The organism is Actinomadura sp. 7K507, assembly GCF_004348425.1.
In the GTDB taxonomy this organism is placed as follows: Bacteria; Actinomycetota; Actinomycetes; order Streptosporangiales; family Streptosporangiaceae; genus Spirillospora.
The window spans coordinates 1-5,518 of the sequence record NZ_SMKK01000377.1 but is presented as its reverse complement, the minus strand read 5'-3'; the positions used below and the strand labels follow the sequence as shown (position 1 = coordinate 5,518).

The window sequence follows — 5,518 nt, the reverse complement described above, 5'->3', positions numbered from 1 at the left end:
GCGCAGACGCGGGCGGCTGCGCGCCGGGCGCCGGCTCGGGGGCCGGGGCCATGCCGCAGACGTCGCAGAAGCCGTCGGTGTCCACCGCGCCGGCGCAGCCGGGCTGGGTGCATCGATTCATCGCCGGTTCCCCGTCTCGCTCTCGCACACCCTGATCGTCCGCTGGTACTCCGCGAGCACCGCGGTGGCCCTGCGCAGGTCGCAGGGCGCCGTCCACAGCACGTCGCGGGCCTCCCCGTACAGCACGGTCAGCCGCTCGTCCTCGACCAGGCCCAGCCGCGCGGCCTTGGCCCGGTACGCCTCCAGGCGCCCGCGCAGCTCCCCCCGCCGGTCCAGCAGGCCGGCACTGAGACGCAGGTCACCCCGCGCACGTTCCAGCGCCTCGCCGGCGGCGCGTTCGAGTTCGGCGAAACGTCCGGCCATCTCGACCCAGCGGCCCGCCTCGCGAAGGCGTTCGAGGGCCGTGAGCCGGTCGCGGAGCCCGACGGCGAGGCCCCGCGACGGCGCCGGCACGCTGGGCGACTCGATCTTGACCAGGACCGTCGCGTGCACCTCGCAGGCACGCCGCTCCATCTCCTCGATCTCCTCGATGGACGCGGTGACCCGCGCGACGTGCTCGTCGTAGTCCTCGCGCATCCGGGCGACGCCGGCCAGCTCGTCCCCGAGCGAGGTCAGGGTCGTCCGGACGCGGTCCATGCGGCCGGTGTCGGCGTGACCGTCGCGCACGAGCGACAGCGGATCGGTGCGGACGACGCGCCCGAGCGCGGTCAGCTCACGCCCGACCCGGTCCAGCTCGGGATGGCGGGTGCCGTCCAGGGAGTGCGCCAGCCGGGCCGCGTCCCGCCAGCTCGCCTCCGCCTCCTCAAGCGGCAGCAGCAGCGCCGTCCAGGCGGCGTCGGCGGCCGCGACCTCCCCCGCGACGAACTCGTACGCCTCGGACATCATCGCGACCGCCTCGTCCAGCGTCACCCGCCGGTCCTGGGGGCCGAGGAGCGTGCGGTCCTGCAGCGGGATCTCCCCGTCGGGCAGCTCGACCGACTGCCCCGACAGCAGCCCGGACAGCTCGACCAGCGTCTCCGCGTCGGGACGGCCCGCCCGCTCGCGCATCTCCGACGCGGCGTCCAGGACGCGCTGGTAGGCGTCGAAGAGCGTCCACAGCGCCGTCATGGCGGCCTTCGCGTCCTCCCAGCGGCGCCACGTCTCCCCGGTGAGGCGTGCGCCCTCCAGGAGGCGGCTGCCCTGGTGGCCGTCGAGGTCGAGGAGCGACCTGGAGATGCGGTCGCGCTCTTCCCGCAGCGTCCGGAGGGCATGGTCGACGCCTTCACGACTCATGGGCGCGGCGGCCCCGGCCCCGCTCTGCTCCAACGTTCGCCCCGCGATCGCTCTCCTGCTGTCCCCCCGAGCATGCCCGTCGCACCGGTCTGGGAGCACGAACCGGTCCACTATCGGACGTAGGTTCTCATACAAGTGTGATCCGTGACACTGACCGAGACAAGCGCCATTCTTTCGCGGAAAGGCCGCTCAGGGGAAGGTTCCGGGACGTTACGCGGGCGTTGAACCGGGAGCGATCGGAGCGGAGCCGTACCCTGTGCATCGGGAACCTCGTTGTGCGTGGTGACGTTACGAGAGGTGACCGTCTACGAGAGGAGTGGTGAGTCCGCAGTGTCGGACCCCAGTCATAGACCTGGTGCCCCATGCTGACGGCGGTACTGGGAGTGCTCGCGGTAATCCTCATCACCGCCGCGACCGGCTATTTCGTCGCCCAGGAGTTCGCCTACGTCGCCGCCGACCGCGCGACCCTGGAACAGGCCGCACAGCGCGGCGACCCCTCCGCCAGGCGGGCCCTCAAGGTCATGAGCCGGGTGTCGTTCATGCTGTCGGGCGCGCAGCTCGGCATCACGATGACGACCCTGGTCGTCGGCTTCATCGCCAAACCCGCCCTCGCCGAGCTGATCCAGCCGATGCTGGACGTCGTCGGCGTCCCCGTCGGCGCGACCGGCGCGATCGCGCTCGCCACCGGCTTCGCGCTGGCGACGCTCATCCAGATGCTGCTGGGCGAGCTGTTCCCCAAGAACCTCGCGCTCGCGCGCGCCGAGCAGCTGGCCCGCGCGCTCGCCACGTCCACCCTCATCTACCTGGCCGTCGCGGGCCCGGTCATCCGGCTGTTCGACAGCTCCGCCCAGCGCCTGCTGCGCGCCCTCGGCGTCGAGCCCGTCGAGGAGCTGCACGGCGGCGCGACGCTCGAAGAACTCGGCGACATCATCGGGAAGTCGCACAGCGCCGGCCACCTGCCCGCCGACCTGTCGGGCCTGCTGGACCGGGCGCTGTCGTTCGGCGACCTCACGGCCGACGAGGTCATGGTGCCGCGGCCGCAGGTCAGGACGCTGCCGGGCACCGCACCCGTCGCCGACCTCGTCGCGCTGATCCGCGAGACCGGGCACAGCTGCTACCCCGTCTACGGCCAGGAGGTCGACGACGTCATCGGCGTCGCGGGCGTCCGCGAGGTCGCCGACGACACCCTCGACCCCGCCACCCCGATCCGCGACGTCAGGCGGCAGGCGCTGCTCATCCCCGGCAGCCAGCCGCTGTACGGGGTGATCGAGCAGATGCGCGACGCCGGTGAGGAGTTCGCCTGCGTCGTCGACGAGTACGGCGGCCTCGCCGGCATCCTCACCTTCGAGGACGTCGCCGAGGAACTCGTCGGGGAGATCGCCGACGAGACCGACGCGCGGGAGGAAGCCCCGACCTCCGGCCCCGACGGGTCCTGGTTCGTCGACGCCGGCATGCGCATCGACGAGGTCGGCCGCCTCACCGGGCTCGACCTGCCCGAGGGCGACGCCTACGACACCCTCGGCGGGTTCGTCATGGCGGAGCTGCGCCGGCTGCCGTCCCCCGGCGACCGCCTCACCGTCGACCTGGACGCCGGATCGGTCGAGCTCGAGGTCATGAGCGTGGCCCGCCGCGTCGCCGAGAAGATCCTGATCAGGGCGGCGCCGGTCGAGGCCCCCCTCCCGCCGGACGAGCCGCCGAACGAGGCGCCGGACGAGGCACCGAACGAGGCGCCGGGCGAGCCGCCGGACGAGGCGCCCGTGCGGGCCGTCGCCGGGGAACGGGCCGTCACCGAGGACGACGCGCTGGCGTCCGGTCCGGAGGTGTCATGGACCCGCTGACCACGCTGCTGATCACCGTCCTGCTCCTGGCGGGGAACGGGTTCTTCGTCGCGGCCGAGTTCGCGCTGGTCGCCGCGGGTCGCCCGCAGCTCGAACGCGCCGCCGCAAAGGGCAGCCGCTCCGCCGTCGCCGCGCTCGCCGGCGTCCGCGAGCTGTCGCTGATGCTCGCGGGCGCCCAGTTCGGCATCACGATGTGCTCGCTGGGCCTCGCGATCGTCACCGAGCCCGCGTTCGAGCACCTCCTCGAACCGCCGCTGCACGCGCTCGGCGTCCCCGACGCCGCGACGAAGGCCATCGCGCTCGGCACCGCCCTCGCCGTCGTGACGTTCCTGCACATGGTCATCGGCGAGATGGCCCCGAAGTCGTGGGCGATCACGCACCCGGAACGCTCGGCGCTGCTCCTCGCGCTGCCGTTCCGCGCGTTCGCGAAGGTCTCCAGGCCGATCCTGTCGTCGCTGAACTCGACGACGAACGGGCTGCTGCGGCTCATCGGCGTCACGCCGAAGGACGAGCTGGACAGCCACACCGACCCGGCCCGGCTCAGCCACCTGGTCGGCGAGTCCCGCCGCCTCGGCCTCATCGGCCGCCACGACCACGAGCTGCTCCGCCGGGCGATCTCGGCGCGGGAGGCCACCGTCGGGCACCTGGTGGTGCCCGCGACGTCCGTCACCACGATCGGCGCGGACGCGACCGCCGCGCAGATCCGCCGGACGGCCACCGCCAGCGGCCACAACCGGCTGCTCGTCCGCGACCGCGACGGCGCGATGACCGGCATCGTGCACGTCCGGGCGGCCATCACCGAACCGAACGGGGAACGCCGCGCGGACGACCTGGCCCACCCGGCGCCCATCCTCACGGCGGAGACGACCGTCCTGGACGCGGTCAGCCGCATGCGCCGGGGCCGCGCGCAGCTCGCCGTGGTCAACGACGCGGGCGGCGAGTTCGCGGGCATCGTCACCCTGGACGACCTCCTGGCGGAGCTACTGGCCACGAACCCGCACTGACGCAGGCCGCGTACCTGCGACGGCAGCGCAGTTGTCGAGGTGCTGCAACGGGATATCCGGGTCATCCTGACCCTATGACCGCACACGGCCACGGACACGGGGGCGGGCACGACCAAAGCCACGCGCACGGCCACGGGCACGGGCATGACCACGGGCGTGGGCGTGGACGCGGGCGCCTGCTCCACGCCGTACGCCCGCACTCCCACGAGCCGGCCGACAAGGTGGACTCCGCGATGGAGGCCAGCGCCCAGGGCATGCGCGCCCTGTGGATCTCCCTCGTGGCCCTGGGGGCGACCACCGTCCTCCAGGCCGTCGTGTACACGTTCACCGGCTCGGTGGCGTTGCTGGGCGACACGCTCCACAACGCCGCCGACGCCCTGACCGCAGTCCCGCTGGCCATCGCGTTCCTCCTCGGCAGGCGCCCGCCGACCCGCCGCTACACCTACGGCTACGGCCGCGCCGAGGACATCGCCGGCGTCGTCATCGTCCTCGCCATCGGCGCCTCGGCGCTGGGCGCCGGGTACGCGGCCGTCCACCGCCTCGCCCATCCACAGCCTGTGGAACACCTGGCCGCCGTCGCGGGCGCCGCCGCCATCGGCTTCGCCGGCAACGAACTCGTCGCCCGCTACCGCATCCGCGTGGGGCGCCGCATAGGCTCCGCCGCCCTTGTCGCGGACGGCCTCCACGCCCGCACGGACGGCTTCGCGTCCTTGGCCGTCCTCCTGGGCGCCGCCGGTGTCGCCCTAGGCGCCCCCTGGGCCGACCCTGTCGTCGGCCTCCTCATCACCGGGGCGATCCTGATGGTCCTCTGGCAGACGGCCCGCGAGGTTGGGCGCCGCCTCATGGACGCCGTCGACCCCGACCTCGTCGACCGCGCCGAAGCGGCCCTCTCTTCCACCCCGGGCGTCCTCGGCGTGGGGGACGTCCGCCTCCGCTGGATCGGCCACCGCCTCCGCGCCGAATGCGACGTGGTCGTGGACCCCACCTCAACGGTCGTCCGCGCCCACCAGGTGGCCGTTGAAGCAGAGCACAGCCTCATGCACGCCCTTCCCCGCCTCTCCGGCGCCCTCGTCCACCCCGACCCGGAACCCCGCCACGGTGAAGATCATCACGCCGCACTCGCCGACCACCGATGATCACCGACCTGTGAGACGTTAGTCGCGCGCAGAACGGGAAAATTACGGCCACGGGCGGTCGATCTGGGACGGGATGACGTCGGTGAATCAGCCATCAGGAACCAACGGGCCTGACGAAGAGAGCCCCGAAACCCCCGAAGCCGGGCCTCCCTCGCCCTCCTACGTCCCGGACTCCGACCTCCCCACGGTCACCTTCCCCCTTCCCGAC

Annotated in this window: 4 protein-coding genes; 3 read left to right on the top strand and 1 reads right to left on the bottom strand. The window is 73.1% G+C overall.

Annotated elements, in window-relative coordinates:
• Positions 1–117: 117 nt before the first annotated feature.
• Positions 118–1,332 (bottom strand): hypothetical protein, encoded by a 1,215-nt coding sequence (locus E1285_RS42695; RefSeq protein WP_132160606.1) that lies wholly within the window; start codon positions 1,330–1,332, stop codon positions 118–120.
• Between the two features lie 362 nt (positions 1,333–1,694).
• Here E1285_RS42695 and E1285_RS42690 point away from each other — a divergent pair, with 362 nt between their 5' ends.
• The 3 genes from E1285_RS42690 to E1285_RS42680 all read left to right on the top strand — a co-directional run bounded on the left by E1285_RS42690 (position 1,695) and on the right by E1285_RS42680 (position 5,310).
• A complete protein-coding gene (locus tag E1285_RS42690; RefSeq protein ID WP_132160604.1) occupies positions 1,695–3,170 on the top strand; it encodes a hemolysin family protein in 1,476 nt (491 codons plus the stop codon).
• The gene (locus E1285_RS42685; protein WP_132160602.1) at positions 3,158–4,174 is read left to right on the top strand and encodes a hemolysin family protein; all 1,017 of its coding nucleotides are present in this window, start codon (positions 3,158–3,160) and stop codon (positions 4,172–4,174) included. The genes E1285_RS42690 and E1285_RS42685 overlap by 13 nt, the downstream gene beginning before the upstream one ends.
• A gap of 74 nt (positions 4,175–4,248) precedes the next feature.
• Positions 4,249–5,310, top strand: a complete 1,062-nt coding sequence (locus tag E1285_RS42680) for a cation diffusion facilitator family transporter (RefSeq protein ID WP_132160600.1) — start codon at positions 4,249–4,251, stop codon at positions 5,308–5,310.
• The last annotated feature ends 208 nt before the right edge of the window (positions 5,311–5,518 follow it).

What these genes read in the sequence shown, in the direction of transcription:
- E1285_RS42680 (WP_132160600.1), top strand. Translation starts at nt 4,249, where the DNA reads ATGACCGCACACGGCCACGGACACGGGGGCGGGCACGACCAAAGCCAC.
- E1285_RS42695 (WP_132160606.1), bottom strand. Translation starts at nt 1,332, where the DNA reads ATGAGTCGTGAAGGCGTCGACCATGCCCTCCGGACGCTGCGGGAAGAG.
- E1285_RS42685 (WP_132160602.1), top strand. Translation starts at nt 3,158, where the DNA reads ATGGACCCGCTGACCACGCTGCTGATCACCGTCCTGCTCCTGGCGGGG.
- E1285_RS42690 (WP_132160604.1), top strand. Translation starts at nt 1,695, where the DNA reads ATGCTGACGGCGGTACTGGGAGTGCTCGCGGTAATCCTCATCACCGCC.